General features: G+C 45.3%; 18 protein-coding genes, 3 tRNA genes and 1 pseudogene. 10 read left to right on the forward strand and 12 right to left on the reverse strand.

The genetic code is table 11. From position 1 onward, the window contains the following. The first annotated feature begins 94 nt into the window (after window positions 1-94). The 10 genes and pseudogenes from ACYIA1_RS19545 to gltA all read left to right on the forward strand — a co-directional run bounded on the left by ACYIA1_RS19545 (window position 95) and on the right by gltA (window position 13,500). Window positions 95-3,097: a SusC/RagA family TonB-linked outer membrane protein gene (locus ACYIA1_RS19545; RefSeq protein WP_008777904.1), complete on the forward strand. Its 3,003-nt coding sequence runs from the start codon at window positions 95-97 to the stop codon at window positions 3,095-3,097. A 17-nt stretch (window positions 3,098-3,114) separates the two neighbouring features. Then, the gene (locus ACYIA1_RS19550) at window positions 3,115-4,689 is read left to right on the forward strand and encodes a RagB/SusD family nutrient uptake outer membrane protein (RefSeq protein ID WP_048928124.1); all 1,575 of its coding nucleotides are present in this window, start codon (window positions 3,115-3,117) and stop codon (window positions 4,687-4,689) included. Window positions 4,690-5,242: 553 nt separating this feature from the next. Continuing rightward, window positions 5,243-6,490, forward strand: a pseudogene (locus tag ACYIA1_RS19555) (ATP-binding protein); the annotation flags it as partial. A gap of 48 nt (window positions 6,491-6,538) precedes the next feature. Further along, complete coding sequence (locus ACYIA1_RS19560) at window positions 6,539-7,573, forward strand: iron ABC transporter permease (protein WP_048928125.1); 1,035 nt, start codon at window positions 6,539-6,541, stop codon at window positions 7,571-7,573. Between the two features lie 5 nt (window positions 7,574-7,578). Beyond that, window positions 7,579-8,583 (forward strand): ABC transporter ATP-binding protein, encoded by a 1,005-nt coding sequence (locus ACYIA1_RS19565; protein ID WP_480336276.1) that lies wholly within the window; start codon window positions 7,579-7,581, stop codon window positions 8,581-8,583. Window positions 8,584-8,597: 14 nt separating this feature from the next. Then, a complete protein-coding gene (locus ACYIA1_RS19570) occupies window positions 8,598-9,944 on the forward strand; it encodes an MATE family efflux transporter (RefSeq protein ID WP_480336277.1) in 1,347 nt (448 codons plus the stop codon). A gap of 84 nt (window positions 9,945-10,028) precedes the next feature. Next, on the forward strand, window positions 10,029-10,622 hold the full coding sequence (locus tag ACYIA1_RS19575; protein WP_005859017.1) for a DUF4251 domain-containing protein: 594 nt from the start codon (window positions 10,029-10,031) through the stop codon (window positions 10,620-10,622). 112 nt (window positions 10,623-10,734) lie between these two features. Beyond that, a complete protein-coding gene (locus tag ACYIA1_RS19580) occupies window positions 10,735-11,121 on the forward strand; it encodes a co-chaperone GroES (protein WP_005859009.1) in 387 nt (128 codons plus the stop codon). Window positions 11,122-11,212: 91 nt separating this feature from the next. After that, a complete protein-coding gene (locus tag ACYIA1_RS19585) occupies window positions 11,213-12,010 on the forward strand; it encodes a sulfide/dihydroorotate dehydrogenase-like FAD/NAD-binding protein (RefSeq protein WP_005867880.1) in 798 nt (265 codons plus the stop codon). Between the two features lie 20 nt (window positions 12,011-12,030). Beyond that, the gene (gene gltA, locus ACYIA1_RS19590; RefSeq protein WP_005867881.1) at window positions 12,031-13,500 is read left to right on the forward strand and encodes an NADPH-dependent glutamate synthase; all 1,470 of its coding nucleotides are present in this window, start codon (window positions 12,031-12,033) and stop codon (window positions 13,498-13,500) included. 93 nt (window positions 13,501-13,593) lie between these two features. Here gltA and ACYIA1_RS19595 read toward each other — a convergent pair whose 3' ends face one another. The 12 genes from ACYIA1_RS19595 to ACYIA1_RS19650 form a co-directional block, all read right to left on the reverse strand. Further along, window positions 13,594-13,977: a DUF3037 domain-containing protein gene (locus tag ACYIA1_RS19595; protein WP_005867882.1), complete on the reverse strand. Its 384-nt coding sequence runs from the start codon at window positions 13,975-13,977 to the stop codon at window positions 13,594-13,596. Beyond that, window positions 13,955-14,737 (reverse strand): HipA family kinase, encoded by a 783-nt coding sequence (locus ACYIA1_RS19600; protein ID WP_413639709.1) that lies wholly within the window; start codon window positions 14,735-14,737, stop codon window positions 13,955-13,957. Before ACYIA1_RS19600 ends, ACYIA1_RS19595 begins: the two co-directional genes overlap by 23 nt. A 92-nt stretch (window positions 14,738-14,829) precedes the next feature. Continuing rightward, window positions 14,830-14,902: transfer RNA gene (locus ACYIA1_RS19605), tRNA-Gly, on the reverse strand. Window positions 14,903-14,917: 15 nt separating this feature from the next. Beyond that, window positions 14,918-15,002: transfer RNA gene (locus ACYIA1_RS19610), tRNA-Leu, on the reverse strand. A 23-nt stretch (window positions 15,003-15,025) separates the two neighbouring features. Beyond that, window positions 15,026-15,098 (reverse strand) — tRNA-Gly (locus tag ACYIA1_RS19615). A gap of 73 nt (window positions 15,099-15,171) precedes the next feature. Then, complete coding sequence (locus tag ACYIA1_RS19620) at window positions 15,172-15,645, reverse strand: Rieske (2Fe-2S) protein (protein ID WP_480336278.1); 474 nt, start codon at window positions 15,643-15,645, stop codon at window positions 15,172-15,174. Further along, window positions 15,638-16,978: an argininosuccinate lyase gene (argH, locus tag ACYIA1_RS19625; RefSeq protein WP_044545207.1), complete on the reverse strand. Its 1,341-nt coding sequence runs from the start codon at window positions 16,976-16,978 to the stop codon at window positions 15,638-15,640. The genes ACYIA1_RS19620 and argH overlap by 8 nt, the downstream gene beginning before the upstream one ends. A 13-nt stretch (window positions 16,979-16,991) precedes the next feature. Further along, window positions 16,992-17,405 (reverse strand): SRPBCC family protein, encoded by a 414-nt coding sequence (locus ACYIA1_RS19630; RefSeq protein WP_005858994.1) that lies wholly within the window; start codon window positions 17,403-17,405, stop codon window positions 16,992-16,994. A gap of 22 nt (window positions 17,406-17,427) precedes the next feature. Next, the gene (gene pyrE, locus ACYIA1_RS19635) at window positions 17,428-18,063 is read right to left on the reverse strand and encodes an orotate phosphoribosyltransferase (protein WP_008772664.1); all 636 of its coding nucleotides are present in this window, start codon (window positions 18,061-18,063) and stop codon (window positions 17,428-17,430) included. Window positions 18,064-18,149: 86 nt separating this feature from the next. After that, the gene (locus ACYIA1_RS19640; RefSeq protein WP_480336279.1) at window positions 18,150-18,839 is read right to left on the reverse strand and encodes a ComF family protein; all 690 of its coding nucleotides are present in this window, start codon (window positions 18,837-18,839) and stop codon (window positions 18,150-18,152) included. Further along, entirely contained in the window at window positions 18,820-19,320 is a 501-nt protein-coding gene (locus ACYIA1_RS19645) for a regulatory protein RecX (protein WP_008772662.1), read from the reverse strand. Before ACYIA1_RS19645 ends, ACYIA1_RS19640 begins: the two co-directional genes overlap by 20 nt. Continuing rightward, window positions 19,317-20,273 (reverse strand): N5-glutamine methyltransferase family protein, encoded by a 957-nt coding sequence (locus ACYIA1_RS19650; protein WP_480336280.1) that lies wholly within the window; start codon window positions 20,271-20,273, stop codon window positions 19,317-19,319. The genes ACYIA1_RS19645 and ACYIA1_RS19650 overlap by 4 nt, the downstream gene beginning before the upstream one ends. Window positions 20,274-20,310: the final 37 nt, after the last annotated feature.

The following is a 20,310-nucleotide window of genomic DNA, read 5'->3' on the forward strand; positions in this document are numbered from 1 at the left end:
CATGGTTTAATTTAAAAAAGTTATTATATTTGCCTCGAAAATTCTCAATTGTGTTTGTGAATTCAATGATTGTTAACCTAAAAATTAAGTAATTATGCAACGAAAGAAAACATTTGATTCTTTCAGACGCTGTAAGGTAGTGATACTTTCAGTGTTAATGTCTTTTTGCATGACAGCGGCATTTGCCCAATCTGGCGCTGTTAAAGGAAAAGTTCTAGATGAACAAGGTGAGCCCATCATCGGTGCGAACATTGTAGAAAAGGGTACTACCAATGGTACGATTACCGATATTGACGGTAATTACACTCTAACGCTTAACGACTTGAAAAAAGCCGTTCTTCAATTTTCTTTTATTGGTTATAACACTTTGGAAGAAGGTGTTAAAGGACGTAACAAAGTGGACGTTAAATTAGCTCCATCCGTAGTAAATTTGGGTGAGGTTGTTGCGATCGGTTATGGTACGCAGACTCGTAAGGAGATTACCGGATCTGTAGCCAATGTCTCCGAGGAAAACTTCAACAAGGGTGTTAATCGTGATGCTTCAGATTTGCTACAAGGTAAAGTGGCTGGTTTGCAGATTACTTCTGGCTCTGGTGATGTGACTCGTAGCTCTCAGATTCGTTTGCGTGGTACTTCTACCTTGCAAAACGATCAAGGTCCTATGATCGTTATCGATGGTGTTCCCGGTGGTGATATGTCTACGGTTTCTCCTTCAGATATCGAGTCTATTTCCGTATTGAAGGATGCCTCTTCTGCTGCTATCTATGGTTCTCGTGCCGCAGGTGGTGTTATCTTGATTACGACCAAGAGAGGTTCGGGAGCTAAGACTCAGATTAATTATGATGGTTATGTGACAATGGATAAGGTTGCTAACAAACCGGATATGCTGAATGCTTCCGAATGGCGTGATGTGAACAAACAATTGGGTAGTGACATCTCGCAATATGACAAATATAACGCTGATACTGACTGGTTCGGTGCTTTATTACGTACGGGTATTTCTCAGAATCATGCCTTGTCATTGTCTGGAGGTTCTTCCAAAAGTAACTATCGTGCGTCTTATACTTACTTAGACCGTAAGGGTATCGCTCGCGATAACTGGATGAAGCGTCACAGTTTCCGCTTCCAATTCCAGCAACGAGCTATCAATGATCGTTTGCGTATTGGTTTGACGGGAGCTGCTACCTTGACAGATATGCAAGCTACGTTTGCCGACTATTTCATCGCTGCTTACAATAATGTTCCGGTCGTTCCGATTTACAATGAGGATGGCTCTTATTTTACGGGTAACGACAACGCTTATAACCAAGGTAACATGGTGAAAGCCCAAGATGAAAACTACAAATTATTCAAAAATAATTATTTCTATGGACAAGGCGATGTGCAGTTTGAAGTAATTGAGGGCCTGAACGTAAAGGCGAACTTATATAAGAGTCGTTATACTAGCGATTATAGCCAATGGGAAAGCCCCGACAATGCGTTAGGTGGTGGTGCCGGAAACTCTTTGGGTGATAGCTCGAATGGCTATGCCAAGAGACGCAACTTCGTATGGGATCGTGAGTTGATGGAATGGACGGCCGACTATAACAAGTCTTTCGGTGCGGAGGAAAAACATAAACTGAACGCTTTGCTGGGTTATTCTTGGGAAACCAACGGTTATCAGTCGCAAGAATCTTTGGCAACACAGTTCTCTGTAGCATCTATGGGTGCCAACTCTATCCAAGCTGGTAACGATTTGAAGATCGGTAATGTGACTTCCAGCAAGAATGACTATAAATTGATCTCTTTCTTTGCTCGTGCGCACTATAGCTACGATGAGCGATATATGATCACCGCTACGATGCGTCGTGATGGTTCTTCTAAGTTCGGTGCTAATCATAAATGGGGATGGTTCCCGTCTGTATCTGCTGCTTGGGGTATTTCTCAAGAGGCCTTTATGCAGGATATCAGTTGGTTGAACGACTTAAAGTTGCGTGCTGGTTATGGTGTGACAGGTAATCAAGATGGTTTGAAGCCTTATAAGAGCTTGGAGTTGTATCAGCCGTATGGTACTTATTACAACGGTGGTGGTACATCTACCTCTTTCCGTATCACGCAGAACCCGAACCCGGATTTGAAGTGGGAATCAACTGCTATGTTTAATATCGGTGTAGACTTCCAGTTATTTAACGGTCGTTTGGGCGGTACGGTAGAATATTATAGTAAGAAGACTTCCGATATGCTTTATGACTATGCTGTACCGACTCCAACGTATGTGTATAAAAAGATCGCTGCCAACGTTGGTGATATGAGCAATAAGGGTATCGAGGTCATGTTGAACTTAGACGTGATCCGAAACAAGAGCTTTAACTGGAATACTTCTATTAATTTGTCTCACAATAAGAATGAGATCACGAAGTTGTCTAACGACCTGTTTTCAACAAGCCGTGTTTATGTAGGTGATCCGTGGATCCGCGGTGCTTCCGGCGTGACTTCTCATGTGGTAGAGGAAGGCTATCCGGTCGGTCAGTTCTTTATGTTGAAATGTAACGGCATTGATGAAAACGGTAAGTTTATTATGGAAGATGTCAATAAGGATGGACAAATCTCGGACGATGACCGTACATACGTAGGTGATTCCCAGCCGGATTTGACATTTGGATGGAACAATACCTTCACTTGGAAGAATTGGGATGCCAGCTTCTTCTTACGTGGGCAGATCGGTGGCAAGTTGTTGAACAACCCGCGTGCCGCTTATGGTAATAATACCTATGTAGCCGGAGCTAACGCTATGAAAGGTGATGACTTGATGTTACTGAGAGAGAATTCACGTGTAAGCTCATATTATTTGGAGAATGCCTCTTTCGCCCGTTTGGATAATATGTCTATTGGTTATACATTCAATACGAAGAAGATTGATTGGCTAGACAAAGCCCGTATTTATGTAGCTGCTCAGAACTTGTTCGTAATCACAAGCTATTCCGGTTTGGATCCGGAAGTGGAGCTCTTCCGTGGCGAGGCTAGCGATACGGATGCTGGTCTGTCACCGGGTATCGAACCGCGTAACTATATGCCGAAGGCTCGTTCATTTACATTTGGTGTTAACTTATCATTCTAATTTTAAATGCATTCGTTATGAAAAAAAGAAATATAATATCGTTCTTGACTGGCACGGCTCTCCTTTTTTCTATGCCAGCGTGTACGAACTTGGATGAAACGGTATACGATAATGTCCCTGCGGATTCATTCGGTTATACTGATTCGGAGATCAGTGTGTTGGTAGGGACCGTGTATAAGACATTGAAGAATTATCCTGCGGATGGAAATTTTATTGCGCTGGATGTGATGTCGGGATCAGATGCTGTTACTCCTACCCGTAAGGGTGGTGACTGGTATGATGGTGGTCAGTATCGTGAGATCTACATGCACACATGGACTTCGCAGACTTCTGTGATCAAGGGGGCATGGTCTACGGCTTCTGAGGCTATCGGTACTTGTAATGCCAACTTGAAGGTAGTGGAATCTTCTGATTTCTTATCGGACGAACAGATGTCTCTATATACATCTGAAATCCGAGGTATCCGTGCTTTTTGGATTTACAAGATGATGGACGATTGGGGCAATATTCCATTGGTTACTGATTATGCGGATAAGGAACTTCCGGCTTGCCAACCTCGCCAGGCCGTGTTTGATTGGTTGATTAAAGAAGTGACAGAGATTGCGGAAACTTGTCCGGGTCGTGAAAATGGTTATGCTAAGTTTACGAAAGGTGCAGCTTATACGTTGTTGGCTAAATTATATTTGAATGCGGAAGCTTGGGGTGTAAGTTGTAACAATGCTTACCAGATGGCCGCAGAGTGTTGCGACAAGGTGATGGCGATGGGTTATATATTAGAGCCGGACTTTAAGGCAAACTTCTCCTTGACGAACGAGAGTTCTCGTGAGGCGATCTTGGCCGCTCCGTTCTCAGAGACGGATACGGATAAGGATAATCGTTGGCAATTGATGAACCGTACGTTGCACTACAAAGATCAGTTGGCTCTTTCTAACGGTGTTTCTGCTTGGAATGGTGTTTGTGCGCAGCCGGAATATGTTAAATTGTTCTCTGATGACGATCCTCGTAAGGAAGCTACATTCTTGATCGGCCAGATGTATAATGCCTCGACCGGTGAGCCTATTGAGACAGACCATGGTTTCTTGTTGAACCATACGATCGATGTTACTATGTTGGCTGGTACGGAATATGATGGAACAACTTGGGGAGCGGTAAATCAGCACGATGGCGCACGTTGCCAAAAATGGCCGTACTCAACGACTTTGACAGACGCTATGGGTAATGACTTCCATGTGTTCCGTTATGCGGATGTTCTTTTAATGAAAGCAGAGGCATTGCTTCGTAGTGGTGGTAGTGCGTCTGAGGCCACAAGCTTGGTTAATCAAGTCCGTGAACGTGCGTTTGGTGATTCCAATCACAATTACGCTACTGTTACGCTGGATGATATCCTTCTTGAGCGTCGACTCGAATTGTCTTGGGAGATGCACAACCGTCAGGATGATATCCGTTTCGGGGTCTATGACAAAGGTATGTGGGCTGCTTCAAATTGTGTGAGAAAGACAGATGCTTATTTGAAATTGTTCCCTATATCTCAAGATGCTTATCAATCTAACGATAAATTGACTCAGAACCCGGGTTATCCTGCGTTCAAATAAGGATTTTTCGGAGCTAGATGAGGTATGCTTATACTTTGTCTAGCTCGTTTTGTATAATCTGATGTATTTGGATTCTATGAATCCGAAGATCCATTGGAAAATAAAAGAGACAAGAGCAGAAGGTTGTGCCAAAACACTGGCACAACCTTTTTTATGCGCGACTACCGGCGTGGGCCGTAAGGACTACTTGTGCAGGTCCTAGGCACTAGTGCTTATCGCTTGTGCCGATACGGATGAAATTCTCCTTGATCAAAAGGGTGGGTATAGCTAACTCATACGCCTATCCCCACTGAGGTTCTACTGCCCCAAACAGACGTTGCTTTTTTATCGATTATTAGGGGGGCTTTTGAGGCTTTTTGCAGAGGGACTGGCGTATGGGACCCTACCAAATTTATCCCCATGAAAGATGATGCGTCTTTTCCCTATAAGATGTATCATCTTACAATAACAAGATGTATCATGTTGCAGCGATAAGATGTATCATCTTTCATTATATTATAATGCTTGTTCCATAAAATGCCTTAACTTTGCCAAACAACAAAATATTTTCAGTATGAGTCAAGTGAAAGGAATCCCTTACGGAATATCAGATTTCAATCGAATAAGGAATGGTAATTTCTATTTCGTGGATAAAACGATGTACCTTCCGCTTATCGAGAAGATGCCTAGCTATCTTTTCTTGATCCGTCCGAGACGGTTTGGCAAGAGCGTATTCCTTAGCATGATGCGTACGTATTATGATATATTGCGTCAGGATGATTTTGATGCATATTTTGGAGATCTCTGGATTGGTACGCATCCAACCGGTGAAAGGAATAAGTATCAGGTACTTTATTTCGATTTCTCTAAAGCGGGCTGTTCGATGCCGGGAGCGGACCTGATGACAAGTTTCAATGATTATTGCGGCTTAATCATTAATCAGTTCGCACATGTGTACGCAGCTTATTATGACGCTGATTTTAAGGAGACCGTCGAGCATATAGAAAGCGCCAAGTCTAAGCTGGCTTACATAGAGGTAAAAGCGAAGGAAAAGGGATATCCCCTGTATCTCATTATAGATGAGTACGACAACTTTACCAATGTGATATTGAGTGAGCATGGGCAGCGAATGTTTCATGATTTGACTCATGCCAGTGGTTTCTACCGGGAGTATTTCAAACAATTCAAGGGAATGTTTGACCGTATATTCATGATGGGGGTAAGCCCTGTGACGCTGGATGATTTGTCGAGTGGATATAATATAGACTGGAATATCTCGGTAGATCCTCGTTTTAATGCCATGATGGGTTTTGATGAAACGGATGTTCGTGAGATGTTCCGTTATTATCAGCAAAACGATATGCTCAAAGGGGATGCTGAGGCTATGATTACGGAAATGAAGCCTTGGTATGATAATTACTGTTTCGCAAGAGAGAGCTTGGGTGACGATCGGATTTTTAACTGTGATATGACTTTGTATTATTTACGTTGGCAAGTTGATTTTCATTGTTCCCCGGTAGAAATGGCCGATAAGAATATCCGAACGGACTATAGTAAGCTGAAGATGCTGGCACGTATTGATCGTGACTTCGTACAGGAGGAAAATCGTATGGGTATCATCGAGGAAATCGCGGCAAAGGGAGAGATCTTGGTGGACTTACATACATCCTTTCCTGCCGAACGGGTAACGGATATAGATAATTTCCGTAGTCTACTTTATTATTACGGTTTGCTTACGATGTGTGGTACTCGAGGCGATCGTTTAAGAATGTGTATTCCTAATAATTGCGTACGTGAGCGATATTCTGTTTTTCTCCGGGAGGTAGGGAGAAGTATAACATAACTCCGCTTTTTTGTATACCTTCGCGCCATGAACAAACAAGCGCTGCTTTTTTATCCGTTGTTGGGGGTGGTTCTTTTGGTGCTCTTTGTGGGAGGGCTGGCGTATGGGGCCGTACCGATTCCTTTGGATCACGTGATGGATATTTTACTGGGGAAGGGATCTGATAAGATCGCATGGCAGAATATCGTGTTGCAATCTCGTTTACCACAGGCGATAACCGCACTGTTGGCGGGGGCTTCACTGGCTACGAGTGGGCTGTTGTTGCAAACCTTATTCCGGAATCCGTTGGCCGGACCCTCTATATTAGGTATCAGTGATGGGGCTAATCTGGGAGTGGCCGCTATCATGTTGTATTTTGGAGGTACGCTGGGGCAGTTTACGGATTGGCCGGTCAGCGGATATATGGCGGTGATTCTTGCTGCGTTCGTAGGGGCTTGCGTGATCTTGGGATTGATTATCTATTTCTCTGCGAAGGTGAAGAACAATGTCATGCTCTTGATTATCGGTATAATGATCGGCTATCTGGCCTCGTCGGTTATCTCTATACTGAACTATTATTCCTCGACAGATAGGGTACATGCTTTCGTGATGTGGGGACTGGGCAATTTCTCGGGGGTATCCTTGGAACAATTGCCTTTCTTCGGGACTTGCGCATTGATCGGGTTGCTGTTGGCTGTCTTGCTGATAAAGCCTCTGAATGCCTTGTTGCTGGGAGAGATGTATGCCGCTAATCTGGGTATACGGATCAAGCGGGCACGAATAGCCATCCTTTTATGTACGGGGATATTGACCGCTACGACTACCGCTTTCTGCGGACCGATCTCTTTTATCGGATTAGCGGTTCCGCATATCTCACGGCTGATGCTTGGTTCTTCCAATCATAAGATATTGGTGCCGATAACGATGTTGACGGGCTCCTGTATCGCCTTGCTTTGTAATTTATTGATGGTCGTACCGGGAAGCAACACGATTTTACCCTTGAATGCGGTGACACCTATGCTGGGTGCGCCGGTTATTATCTATGTAATCGTAAACCGGAAGAATATTCAATATTTTAATTAGTGGTTATGGAAAGGATTCCAGTTATAAGGACAAAAAATCTGAGTATTGGATATGTTTTGAAAGGTGGACACCTAAAGTTGGTGCATGATGCCCTCGACTTGAATTTATATCCGGGCGAGGTGACTTGCCTTCTCGGGTTGAATGGTGCGGGAAAGTCTACCTTATTGCGTACGCTGTGCGGTTTCCAGCCCTCTCTAGGGGGCGAGATCGAATTGAAAGGAAAGCCGTTGGTCTCTTACTCGCAAGGTGATTTTTCCCGGATGGTAGGTGTTGTTCTCACGGAGAAAACGAATGCCGGCGGAATAACGGTTTACGAGTTGGTCTCTTTAGGAAGACATCCTTACACGGGATTCTTCGGCCAGTTGAGGCAGGACGACCGGAGGATTATCGAAGAGTCGTTGGCTGCTGCCGGGATTGCCCATAAAGCACGCAATTATGTGTCGGAATTAAGCGATGGCGAACGGCAGAAGGCCATGATCGCTAAAGCTTTGGCTCAGCAATGCCCGATAATCTTGCTGGATGAACCGACCGCCTTTCTGGATGTGACAAGCCGGATTGAGACCATGGTTCTCTTGCATAAGTTGGCAGTGGAACAACAAAAGGCGATTCTCTTATCAACGCATGATCTGGATTTAGCGATCCAGCTGGGGGATTGCCTGTGGCTGCAAGAGAAAAAACGTCCGATGGCATGTGGAACGCCGGAGGACTTGATTATGGGAGGGTCGTTTGAGACATTCTTCAGTAAGGAAGGAATAGTGTTTGATCCGAATACCGGAAAATTGAATACGGTAGCGCCTACTGTTCCGATCGGGGTAGAGGGAGATTTCATGGTTTCTTATTGGGTGGGGAATGCCTTGATCCGGAATGGATTTAAACCCTCCCCGGTGAATAAGGATTCTATAAATGTTTATTGTGAGGCACCGGATCGCCTGCGTATCCAATTACCCAATGGGGATGTAAAGATTGCGACAAGTATGGCGGAGATGGTCTCATGGATTCAAATCTTATAAGAAACGAGTTTGTTATGACAAATGAAATTACATGGCGGCTGGAAAATGAGAATATAGGCCGTTTGTTGGTACATTACGCGATTCCCGCCGTTATCGGGACCATGGTTAATGCTCTTTATAATATCGTAGATCGTATATTTATCGGACAAGGAGTGGGTGCGCTAGCTATCTCCGGATTGACTTTGACTTTCCCGATACTACTCTTTATGCAGGCATTTGGAATGTTGATCGGCGCGGGAGCCGCTACAAGGGTCTCCATTCATCTAGGCCGTAAGGTGAATGATCTGGCAGATAACGTATTAGGAAACGCTTTCACTTTGACATTCATTATCGGAGCCTTGACGATTATCCCCAGTATGATTTTCTTGGATGATTTGTTAACGTGGTTCGGAGGAAGCGAGCAGACGATACCTTATGCGAAAGACTATTTATATATCGCTATCCCGGGTAATTTGCTGGCTACATTAAGTTTTAGCTTTAATGCCGTGATGCGTGCTTCCGGATATCCGAAAAAGGCGATGTTCACGATGATGATCGGTGCCGTATTGAACGTGATCCTAGACCCGATCTTTATCTTCTGGCTGGATATGGGGATACAGGGTGCCGCTATCGCTACGGTGATCTCCATGGCTGCCGGTGCCGCTTTCGTGATGAGTCATTTTATCAGCAAGGATAGTATCGTACGTTTCCATACGAAATATTTCCGGTTGAAAGGTTCCATTATTTGGAATATATTTACGATCGGCATGTCTCCATTTTCCATGCAGCTGGCGGGCAGTGTGGTTGTGGTGATCATGAACCATGCGTTGAAAGAGAATGGAGGCGATTTGGCGATTGGAGCCAGCGGTATTATTTCCAGTATCGCCATGCTGCTGGTTATGTTGATTATCGGTATCGCCCAAGGGATGCAACCGATTGTCGGGTTTAATCATGGCGCTGGGCATCATGACCGGGTATTGGCTACCTTGCGGTTGTCTATTATAGTATCGACCTTGATTACAGGGGTAGGATGTATCGTCAGTTTATTATTCCCGAGACTGATCGTTAGCGTATTCTCGACGGATGCCGAATTGGTGTCGATTACGGATAATGGATTACGTCTGACGATGCTGGTCTTTTTCGTTGTCGGTTCCCAGATTACGATCAGCCAGTTTTTTCAAAGTATCGGTGTCGCATGGAAAGCGATGTTTCTGAGTCTAAGTCGGCAGGTTTTATTCCTGATACCGGCTATCCTGCTATTTCCTCCGATCTGGGGATTGGATGGCGTTTGGCTAGCGCAACCTTTCTCCGATTTCATCGCGGCGGTAACCGCATGGGGCTTTTTATGGTATCATGTTAAAAACGTGAAAAATAAGGGTTAAAGATGAACTTATGTCGATGTTAATTGTATTTTTATTGTATGTATAAAAGTACTTTTATAGACAAACCTTTAAAAATGAGTTAATATGAAGAAGATTGTATTATTGCTCGCCGTTTTATTATTTGGTGCAGGGTCGATGATGGCACAGCAGGACAAGTCAGCAGAGAAAGCTGCGAAGCAGGCCGAGAAAGAAGCAAAGAAAGCAGAGAAGGCAGCGAAGAAAGCTGCGGAGGAAGCCGAGGCTAACGCATTGTTTGAACAAGCGGTGCAAGCTTTGAAGAATAAGGATTTCGTATTGGAAGCGGATCGTATAGAGTTTAAGCGCGGTAGTTTTGTTTATGTTACTCCGAACACGAACTTCGTTTCGGTGAAGGGTGAGAAGGCTACCATTCAGTTAGCGTTTAATACTCCGGCGGCCGGTCCTAACGGAATAGGAGGTATAACGGTTGATGGAACAACTTCCGGTGTACAGATGAAGACTGACAAAAAAGGAAACGTTATGTACGAGATGAATGTGCAGGGTGTAGCGGTATCCGCTAGGGTTACGTTCCGTATGGCGAAAGGTACGAATAAATGTACTGCCACGGTATCGCCTAACTTTAATAGCAACCGTATATCCTTTACGGGAAATCTCTATCCTTCGAGCGAGTCGAATGTGTTCAAGGGACGTTCTATTTAATGTAGATAAATGTTCATTATAGATAAGAGCGGGCTTTCATCAAGAAGGCTCGCTTTTATTTTTGGTAAACTTTCCGTAAGTTCGCGAAATAAAAATTTAACATCTTATAATCATGCAACTATCCATAGATCAAAAAGACATCGATAAATTTCTGATGATAGGCGATAAAGTATTGATTAAGCCTAAGAATCCACAGAGCCAGACTAAGACCGGATTGTATCTGCCTCCCTCGGTTCAACAAGGGGAGAAGATACAAGCGGGTTATATCATAAAGACGGGGCCCGGATATCCGTTGCCTTCTCAATCTGAGGAGCATGAGGTCTGGGAGAAAAAGAAAGGGGAGGAGGTGCAATACTTGCCGCTTCAAGCCCGTGAAGGTGATTTGGCAGTCTATTTGCAGAATGCCGCTTACGAAATCAATTTTAATGACGAGAAGTTCTTGATTGTTCCTCATTCCGCTATTTTGATGTTAGTGCGTGATGAAGGTTTGTTTGAATAAAGCCTTTTGTTAAGGAAAATAGGGCTATATTCACTTTTTTATCTTATTTTTGCCAGCAAAACAAGACAAACTATCAACAGTAGCGATTATAATGAATAAGATTGTAAGTAAAGAACATTTCTCAGCCAACGTGGTGAAGCTGGAAGTCGAGGCTCCTTTGATCGCCCGCTCCCGCAAGGCCGGTCACTTCGTGATCGTGAAGGTTGGCGAAAAAGGCGAACGTATACCTCTTACCATTGCCGGGGCGGATACCGAGAAAGGTACCATCACCTTGGTGATCCAAGCGGTAGGCGGCTCATCCCGTAAGATCTGTGAATTGAACGAGGGTGACTATATCACGGATGTGGTGGGTCCGTTAGGGCAGGCTACTCATATCGAGAAGGTTGGAACGGTTGTTTGTGCCGGTGGTGGCGTAGGTGTCGCTCCGTTGTTGCCGATCGTGGAGGCTTTCCATAAGGCGGGAAACCGTGTGATCGTCGTATTGGCGGCCCGTACCAAGGACTTGGTGATCCTTGAGGAGCAGATGCGCCAAAACTCGGATGAGGTAATTATCATGACCGATGACGGATCGTATGGTATGAAAGGCTTGGTGACGAATGGCGTGGAGAGCGTGATCAACCGGGAGAGGGTGGATTTATGCGTTACGATCGGTCCGGCTATTATGATGAAATTCGTTTCCGCTCTTACAAAGAAATACGAGATTCCTACCGTAGCTTCCTTGAATACGATCATGGTGGACGGAACGGGTATGTGCGGAGCTTGCCGTATCACGGTAGGCGGGAAGACCAAGTTCGTTTGTGTGGACGGACCGGAGTTCGATGCTCATCAAGTGGATTTTGATGAGATGATCATGCGTCTCGGCGCTTATAAGGATATAGAGAAGAAATAACGAAACCACGTAATTGAATCATGACAACAGAAGAATTAATCGCTGCTCGTCGTGCCGAACCTTGGCGGGAGGCACTTCGCAAAAGCAAGAAAAATAAAGAACGTGCGGATATCCCCCGTGTGAAGATGAACGAGTTGGACCCGGAATACCGGAGTCGTACCCGTTTGGAGGAAGTTAACTTAGGCTTGACAAAAGAACAGGCCATGCAAGAGGCCGAGCGCTGTTTGGATTGTCCGAATCCTACTTGTATGCAGGGATGTCCGGTAAATATCAATATACCTACTTTTATCAAGAATATCGAGCGTGGGGAATTCTTGGAGGCAGCTAAGACTTTGAAGGAGACAAGTGCCCTGCCCGCTGTTTGCGGTCGTGTATGTCCGCAGGAGAAACAATGTGAGAGCAAGTGTATCCATTTGAAAATGGGTAAGGAAGCGGTTGCCATTGGCTACTTGGAACGTTTCGCCGCTGATTACGAACGTGAGAGCGGTAATATCTCGGTTCCGGAGATTGCGGAGAAGAACGGTATCAAGATTGCCGTGGTAGGTTCCGGTCCTGCCGGATTGTCTTTTGCCGGAGATATGGCGAAGCGTGGATATGATGTGACTGTGTTCGAGGCATTGCATGAGATCGGTGGTGTATTGAAATATGGTATCCCGGAGTTCCGCCTACCGAATAAGATCGTGGACGTGGAGATTGATGGCCTTCGTAAGATGGGCGTACAGTTTGAGAAAGATTGTATCGTGGGTAAGACGATCAGTTATGATGATTTGCATGCGGATGGCTTTAAGGGCGTGTTCGTGGCAAGTGGCGCCGGTCTGCCTAACTTTATGAACATTCCGGGTGAGAACTTTGTGGGCGTGATGTCGTCCAACGAGTATTTGACCCGTGTAAACTTAATGGATGCGGCGAATCCGGAAAGTGATACGCCGGTGCTACAAGGGAAGAAGGTGGCCGTGATCGGAGGTGGCAATACCGCTATGGACTCTGTCCGTACTGCTCGCCGTCTGGGCGCTGAGCGTGCTATGATTGTCTACCGTCGTAGCGAGGAGGAGATGCCCGCTCGTTTGGAAGAGGTGAAACATGCGAAGGAAGAAGGTGTGGAGTTCTTGACGCTTCATAATCCGATTGAATATATAGGAGATGAAAGAGGTCGTGTTAAGCAGATGCGCTTGCAGAAGATGGAGCTAGGTGAGGCGGATGCCTCTGGTCGCCGTCGTCCGGTACCTATCGAGGGAGCTATCGAAACAATCGATGTGGATGAGGTGATCGTTAGCGTCGGTGTATCTCCGAATCCATTAATACCCCGTGCCTTTGGAGGCTTGGAGGTGAGCAAGAAGGGTACGATCGTAGTGGAGGAAGACAGTATGCGCTCCGCTTTAGGCGATGTGTATGCCGGTGGTGACATCGTTCGTGGTGGAGCTACCGTGATTCTGGCGATGGGAGACGGTCGTAAGGCTGCCGCCGCTATGGATGCGGACTTAAGAGGATAAGTATAATATCTATTAGTTCTATAAGGAAAGACGGGTTGTTTGGACGATCCGTCTTTTTTCTTTTATCGTGATACGGAGATTTATGTTTATTATCTATAAGACTAATTCTTGAAATAATCTCTCAAATGTCTGTTCTAGATCGTTGGAAAAACCGGGATGTGGACGCGAGGTTTGGATAGAGGCACTTCTTATGGCGGTAAGCCAACGAAAGCGCTCCGGAATATCTAGGCTGGCTATAGGACCTCCATCCTTTGCGCCGGAACATATCTTATCGAAAACGTGGAGATTCGTACACAAAGATTCCTTATCTATATCTGATGTGAACAGACGAAGTTTCTCCTCGTTTACATGATAGCGAGCCTTGATGAATTTAGGCCGTTTACAGAACATGATAAGGCCTACATTGATAAACTCCTCCCGTTCGATTTTCGGTACGATACGGATTACGGCATATTCATATAAGTGTTTGTCTTGCATGTCGAGCTTCATTTATAAACGTGTCAGAATGGGCGATTCGGTCAATTAAAAACCGGATATATACATCACGTATCTCTTGAGGCGTACCGGGACTATCGTTCCAATGCAACCAATCGTCAGGTACTAGACCTACGATCTCACGAATTTTCTCTTCAGTTAAGATACGTTTGAAATCTTTGTTTACTTCCTCCAGCAGCGTCGCTTGTGGCAATAATACATGATCCTTGATATGGATGAAAGGGCCGATCGCATGTTTTTGCCAATTTACCCATGAGAAATGGAAAAATAAGGAAGCTCCATGATCGATGAGCCAAAGTTCTTTATTCCATATCAACATATTCGTATTCCGGACCGTGCGGTCTATATTTGTCAAAAGAGCATCGAGCCATACGACTTGTGAGGCGAGTTTAGGATCTACACGATTGACTACCGGATCGAAAGTCAAGGCTCCGGATAAAAAATGTAATCCCAGATTGAGCCCTAGACTTGCTTGTAGTAAGTCTTGTATCTCCTCGTCACCTTCCGACCGCCCGAAAGCCTCGTCAAGATTCAGGAAGACCAATTCCGGTACATGGAAACCCAAGCAACGAGCGATCTCACCTCCGATCAACTCGGCTATCAAGGCTTTTGTCCCATGTCCGGCTCCCCGGAACTTAACGACATATTTAAACTCATCGTCTGCCTCCGCTAAAGCAGGCAATGATCCGCCTTCCCGCAGAGGCATGATATATCGGGTAACATTCGCAGTACGTAATTCCATAACCCTCACTTTAATTGAAGATAAAGATACGATTATATTTTAGAAATAAAAAGCCCCGCTATTCTTTCGAACAGCGAGGCCTTTTGGAAGCGAGCGGAAGACGGGACTCGAACCCGCGACCCTAACCTTGGCAAGGTTATGCTCTACCAACTGAGCTACTTCCGCAATTAAATTAGATCGTACTCGAAGCGGGACTTGAACCCGCACAGCCGCAATGGCCAAAGGATTTTAAGTCCTTCGTGTCTACCGATTCCACCATTCGAGCATCCACCTCTTCTCTAAGAGTTGAGCGGAAGACGGGACTCGAACCCGCGACCCTAACCTTGGCAAGGTTATGCTCTACCAACTGAGCTACTTCCGCATTGTTTGTTTCTCTTTTGCGAGTGCAAAGGTAGTACAAATATTTATACTACCAAACATTTCCGGTGAAAAATTTAATTATGGATGTAAATTTTATTACCGTTTGTATCGACGACATATTGTTTGAGGGCTTGTTTCTCCTCAGCGCAAGGTCCTTCCACCGGATTGCCGATACCGTTTAAAAGTTCAAATTTACTACCGCATTTCGGACAAATGGCGTATACGGCAGATTCGTCCACATCTACGATGACATTAGCGGATGCCTCATGAGGACAAGCGGCATCGAACGCGAAGAATGCTCCAGTTCCGTTACTGGACAATCCATGATAGACCAATACGCCTCCAAAACCTGTTTGCTCACGATCTTGATCTATATTTGCTTGCGTGTAGATCTTGTAAGCTTGTATTGTATTTAACGCCTTATCTTGATAAGTGAGGTCCAATTCTAGACTAACGATACGATAGGGAATGCGAGTCTCTATCGTATCTGCGCAAGATAATAGCGTAAACAAGATCAAAAGTGGAAATATCCGTCTTATCTTATCCATGGACCAATTTCTTTTCAGCCTCGTTCATCCGTTCGAAAGAGAAAGAACCTATCACGCTACGCATCATGGTGGCGATTGGTTCGTTACATAGATTACCGATACTGCCTTCGTGTGTATGGTTAACGCTCTTCGAAGGAACGAATTTACCGGCCTCGATATCCAAACCTACTTGCTTATAAGCGTCACGGAAAGGCATTCCGGCCAAGACACGGCGGTTCACTTCTTCCACGCTAAACAATAGAGAATATTTATCATCGTCCAATATATGCTCGTTCACTTTCACCTCACGCATCATATGAGTTACCATGCGTAAGCAATCCTTCAGCTCGTCGAAAGCCGGTAGGAAGACTTCCTTGATGATCTGGAGATCCCGGAAGTAACCGGAAGGAAGATTATTGCTGATCAAGATGATTTGCTGAGGCAAGCCTTGAAGCTTATTGCATTTGGCACGTGTCAACTCAAATACATCCGGATTCTTCTTATGCGGCATGATACTGGAGCCGGTCGTGAACTGATCCGGCAGTTTGATGAAGCCAAAGTTCTGGCTATTGAACATACAAGCGTCGAACGCTAACTTGGAGAGCGTAGCGGCGATACCCGCCATAGCGAAAGCTACGGTGCGTTCCATCTTGCCACGTCCCATCTGGGCGTATACCACGTTGTAGTCCAGCGAGTCGAAACCTAATAAATCCGTAGTCATCTGGCGGTTTAGCGGGAAGGATGAACCATATCCGGCGGCGGAACCCAGCGGGTTACGGTTGCAAATACGGTATGCGGCTTGCATAAGTTGCAAATCATCTACCAAGCTCTCCGCGTAAGCGCCGAACCAAAGTCCGAACGAAGAGGGCATAGCTACCTGTAGATGCGTATATCCGGGAAGCAGTACATCCTTGTACCGGTTACTCTGGGAGATCAAAACGTCGAACAAGCCGGAAACCAACTCAACCAATTCTTGTATTTGCGAACGGGTGAAAAGTTTCAGATCCAATAGAACCTGATCATTGCGGGAACGCCCGCTATGGATCTTCTTGCCCATATCGCCCAAACGGCGTGTAAGCATGAGTTCCACCTGCGAGTGCACATCCTCGATGCCTTCCTCGATGATGAATTCTCCACGATCCGCTACGGCGTATATATTCCGTAATTCTGCTAATAAGACGTTTAGTTCCTCTTTGGTCAACAAACCGATACTTTCCAGCATCGTGATATGCGCCATAGAGCCTAATACGTCATATTTAGCGAGGTAAAGATCCATCTCACGGTCCTTACCTACCGTGAAGATATCTACTTCATGATCTACCTGTACATTTTTTTCCCAAAGTTTCTGAGCCATAATGAAAAAGGAATTAATAAGGCAAGGAGGCGATAACGGTCGAGATTTTATCGACAGCCTCTTGCAAAGGTTTCGATACCATTGGTTTCAAGAACGGATTCAGATCGGCACGAACCGTGATTTTTAACCGTGTGTCGTCCTCGGCCACCTGTTTCAATTGTATCCACAAGAAAAGGGGAACAGGAGAGTTGGTCGTCGTGAACTTGATTAATTTATTCGGCTCTCTTTCTACGATCTGGAAGGTAATCTTACCAACGGGATCGACAGCGAAACTACAGGTATCGCTGTCGAACTCAAAATTTTTTATTTTATCTTGCGGGATGCGATCCTTGATACGTTCCAAGTTGGAAAGATCGGACAGCATCGTGAAGATACGTTCATCATTGTGTGGGATCTGTTTGACCTCACTCACAAATTCTTCAGTCATTGAGTGTTTTTTTGTTTATTACTTATTTTGGGTCCCAGCTAGCCGGATCTTTACGCCATTCCTGAAGAACCGCAATCTCAGACTCATCGATGTAATGCGTACGGACAGCTTCTTCCAAGACAGCGTCGTAGTTACTCAATGTAGTCAATGTTACTTTAGCGTCTTTGAAAGCGGCTTCCGCTACAGGGAATCCATAGGTAAAGATAGCTACCATACCCGCAACATCGCAACCAAAGTTACGTACGGCTTGTACGGCTTTCAAGCTACTACCTCCGGTAGATACCAAATCCTCGATGATCACTACTTTAGAACCCGGTTTCAATTCTCCCTCGATAAGGTTTTCCAATCCATGATCCTTTGGCGTAGAGCGGATGTATACGAATGGCAATCCTAATAAATCGGCTACTAAAGCACCTTGAGCGATCGCGCCTGTAGCAACACCGGCAATGGCATCTACGTTCTCGAATTTTTCACTAATCACACGAGCCAACTCCAATTTAATGAAGCTACGAACGACCGGATAAGAAAGAGTCTTTCGGTTGTCATTGTAGATCGGAGATTTCCAGCCGGATGCCCAAGTAAACGGATTGGCCGGTTGCAACTTTACGGCTTTAATCTTTAATAATTTTTCTGCTACTAAACTTTCCAGTGTTTTCATACAATCCTATATTTATATCAGTTTGCAAAAATAGATAAACTGAATGACATTACCTTGAATATCGTACGTTAATTTTTTATTAATATTTATGCGACAGATAGGGCTAAAATGCTGATGCGTATGCCCGGAATCCCTGATAAAGCCTTTGCGCAAGCGGAAATCGTGGCTCCGGTTGTGATCACGTCGTCTATGAGCAGGATATGTTTGTTTTTTAAGCTTTCCGGATGAATGACATTAAAAATAGAACATACATTTAACCAGCGGTCGTAAATGGCCTTACGAGTTTGGGTGCTTGTGTGGGTGGTGCGGGCCAGACTTTGCGTATCGATGGGGATATCCCATATGGAACGGATGCCGGAGGCGATCCATTCGGACTGGTTGTAACCTCTTTGCCGTTTTTTGCGGGGATGCAGGGGAACGGGGATAAGGAGGTCTACGGTACATATCGGGCTGTGATCCGCTTGGAGCTCTCTCGCTATCTGCCGTCCGAGTAGATAGCCCAGCTCTTTATTATCATGGTATTTGAGCGAGTGTATCAGGCTTTGTACTTTTCCGCCTTTCTCGTATCGTAGATAAGCGGTGGCGTATTCGATCCGGTTCTTTCCGATAAAAAGTTGCTCGACGGGGTTGTTCACCTGTTGATGATATCCCGTGTGCGGCAGGTCGCATAGGCATTTCAGGCAAATTTGTTCTTCTCCCTCGACGAGTGGTCGTTTACATATTTTACATAAGTTTGGGAAAAACAGGTTGAGCAGATTATTCCATGTCGTCGGCATAATCCTCGCAGTCTGTTCCTTTGAATAATTGGCTTAGGCAATCCAACGTGATCCGGCTTTCGAAACCTCGTCCGGCGGCGAAACGGAGTAACTTGTTGAATAGGTCCCGCTCGTCTTTTCCTTTTGTCGATTTCTTTTTGCTTTTTAGTAAATCGAGTAAGATGGAGCGGTATTCTCCCTCGTCAATGGCGGCGAGCGATTCTTCCCGGATCGGGGAGGGGATGTTTTTCTTATAAAGCTCGTAGCCTATTTTTACCCGTCCCCATTTATTGAATCGTAGCTTATCGTTCACGAAGAAACGGGTGTAACGGGATTCGTCGATAAACCGCTCTTTCAGCAAGCGGGCGATGATACGCTCGGAGGCGTCGGGAGGAAGTCCGGCGGCATCGATCTTTTTCTGTACGTCTTGTATGCAGCGTTCGGCGGCGGAGCAATAGGCGGCTGCCCGGTGCAACATCTCGGGTTCGGTTATCTCTTTCATATTTTTGCTTTTACGATACGGTCTTTTCCGTATAAATCTTGTATTAATTCGACTTCGGTGTAATTCTCTTGACGTAGCATCGCTACGGTCTCTTTTCCGCAAAGGGCGTTGATCTCGAAGTAAAGATGCCCGCCTTCCACCAAATGCCTTTGTCCGAAGCGGGCGATGGCCCGGTAAAAGAGAAGCGGATCGTCGTCGGGAACGAACAAGGCTAGATGAGGCTCGTTCTCCAGAACGTTCGCTTCCATGGTCGCTTTCTCTCTATACGTTATATAAGGGGGATTACTGACGATGCAGTTTAAGTTTCCTATAAGAGACGCTTCGGTTTCCTCCGTATGGGATTTTAGTTTCACGTACGTGAAAATTTTGTTTCTCGTACATGAAAATCTAGTTTCACGTACGTGAAAATTTTGTTTCTCTTGCATGAAACTGGAATAACCTTCGGAAAGGATATCCAATTCATGGAAGGATACGGAAACTTGATTCATACGGGCGTTCTCCTCGGCCACGGCGAGCGCTTCGGGTGATATATCCACCGCCGCTACCTCTGCCTCCGGAAGATGTTTCGCCAAGGAAATAGCGATACAGCCGCTTCCCGTGCCGATATCTAATATACGAGGGGCTTGGCCTCGGTAGTCCGTGATGATCTGCTCGACCAACTCGGCGGTTTCCGGGCGGGGAATCAATACGTCCGGCGTCACCTTAAACTCCATCCCGTAAAAATCCGCTATGCCTAATAAGTATTGTATGGGCTTGTATAAACGCAGTCCTTCTACAATCTCCTTGATTTTAAATTTCTCCGTATCAGATAATTCTTTACCTTTGCCTAACAGGAGTTGATGGGTAGAAAGACCGCAAACACGTTCCATGATGAGCCGGACGAGCGCTTGGGCTTCGCCGGGAGGATAAATATCTTTGAGGGAATTTCGGATGTAGGCGATGGTCTCAGTCATATCTTACTCTTGTTTTATCGCGAAAGTAGTGTAAAAA

This window comes from Parabacteroides sp. KHUB-02, from assembly GCF_056640955.1.